Genomic DNA, 2,117 nt, shown 5'->3' with positions numbered 1-2,117 from the left:
ATAACGTGTTTTCTCCCTCGGCACTGGCGGATGTCCTGCGCCGTCTCGGACTCTCCCCGGAAACGCCGTTAAAAATCGCCTTCAGCGGCGGTCTCGATTCCTGTGTGTTGCTGCATGCCCTTTGCGTCCTGCGCGACGCGATGTTGCTGCGTCTGAGTGCGGTGCACGTGGACCATGGGCTGCAACCGGCTTCGGCGGCGTGGGCGCAGCATGCGGAAAAATTCTGCGAAGAGTTGAACGTCTCGTGCACGATCGAGCGACTGCTTATTCCGGACATGGAAATCCGCGAACATGGGTTGGAAGCGGCGGCGCGACAGGCGCGCTATGTCTGTCTTGCGCGCCACGTGGGCGCGAAAGATGTTTTGCTGACGGCGCACCATATCGACGATCAGGCCGAAACCGTACTGCTGCAATTGCTGCGCGGCTCCGGCACCCATGGATTGGCTGCCATGCCTGAAATCGCTCTGTTTTCATCAGGACGGCTGGTGCGGCCTCTGCTGGGCTTCACCCGGGCCCAGCTCGCGGACTATGCCGAGCGGGAAAAGCTGCGCTGGGTCGATGATCCAAGCAATCGTGACTCGCGGTTTTCGCGCAATTACCTGCGGCATGAAGTATTCCCGCTGCTGGATGCGCGCTGGCCCGGAGCTGCGCGGCAGATCGCGCGCGCCGCCGCCCTGTCAGCCGAGGCGGCCGGACTGCTCGATGCCGTGGCGGAGATTGACTGGCATGCCAGTCGTGCCAAGGATCCATCGGCGCTGTCGGTGACGGCGCTCAGCCAGTTTTCTCCGCCGCGCCAGCGCAACCTGGTGCGCTATTGGTTGCGCCGGCAGGGATTTTTGGCGCCGTCGGCGATGCACCTCGAACAAATCCTGGCACAGGTGGCGCATGAACCGCGTACACGGCACGCCGCCGTATGTTGGCCGGAGGCGGAAGTACGCCGGTATCGGGACGAGCTGGTTGCGCTAAAACCTCGACGGGAAACGGATTCCGCCATGAGGCTGTCCTGGGATTTAAGCCAGCCGCTGGAAATCCCGGGCGTGGGCCGACTTCATGCCATGGCTGCTCGCGGTGACGGCTTGTCGCAGGAACGCATCGGCCATGCGCCGCTCATGGTCGGCTGGCGTCAGGGCGGTGAAACCTGTCAGCTGCCGGGTCGCGCGCATCACCATAAACTCAAGAAACTGTTGCAGGAGGCCAGCATCCCGCCCTGGGAGCGTCAGCGCCTGCCGCTCGTTTATGCCCATGGCGAGCTGGCGGCGATCGGCGATCGCTGGGTTTGCGAACCGTATGTGGCGCGCGCCGGTGAACCGGCGTGGAAACTGCGGCTTGAATTGGCGCAGGAATTCCGTGGGTCGAAATAAAACCTGCAAACCATGAATCAATAAGGAAACTTCCCGATTATGGATATGCGACCAAGGTCCAATATCTGCCACCTAGGGGTATTTGCTAGATTCGCTTTCGTGACGGGGCTGGAAACAGGCTTCCACGCGAAGGCATGATTCAAACTCGTCACCGTTACTGGAAATGGCTGGCACGGCCTGGCACCTGCGATGACGATGTTGCGTCATGGGGTGACGGTCGGCGGCGGTCGTTCCAGTTCCTGAAAACCACAACCATCTATCAGAAAAGGAAGACATCATGAAGATACTCAAAGTGCTCATTCTGCCGATTATGTGCGGGACGCTGGCCATGGCGGCACCGACATATGCCGCGGACTCCGCCGCTAATACCAACATGCAGATTCTGCTGGACAAGGTAAAGGCCGACAAGAAAATGCTCGTGGCGGCGAACATGGATCTGAGTGACGCTGAATCCAAGGCGTTCTGGCCGATCTACGATGCCTATCAGAAAGATCTGATGAAACTCAATGAACGGGTGATAAAGATGATCGATAGTTACGCCAAAGCCTACAACAGCGGCGCCATGACCGACCAGCAGGCGCAGCCCCTCATCAACGAGATGCTCGACGTCGAGGCGTCCGAAGCGGCCATGCGCAAATCCTATGCGGCAAAGCTTGGCAAAGCGCTGCCCGCAAAAAAGGTGGCGCGCTACCTGCAGATTGAAAACAAAATCCGCGCCGCCATCCGATTCAATATTGCCGACCAGATTCCGCTGGT

General features: G+C 59.8%; 2 protein-coding genes. Both read left to right on the top strand.

Translation table 11 applies throughout. The annotated features are described in order from the left end of the window. Positions 1–1,361, top strand: a 1,361-nt coding sequence (tilS, locus tag WB402_RS15820) for a tRNA lysidine(34) synthetase TilS (RefSeq protein WP_424209578.1), incomplete at its 5' end; no start/stop codon positions are given. A 277-nt stretch (positions 1,362–1,638) separates the two neighbouring features. Beyond that, the coding region (locus WB402_RS15815; RefSeq protein WP_424209576.1) for a hypothetical protein at positions 1,639–2,117 on the top strand (479 nt) is incomplete at its 3' end.

The sequence above is a fragment of the Sulfuricaulis sp. genome (assembly GCF_049587675.1).
In the GTDB taxonomy this organism is placed as follows: Bacteria; Pseudomonadota; Gammaproteobacteria; order Acidiferrobacterales; family Sulfurifustaceae; genus Sulfuricaulis.
Note: the sequence above shows the minus strand (reverse complement) of the source record. Positions and strands in the feature narration are given on the sequence as shown.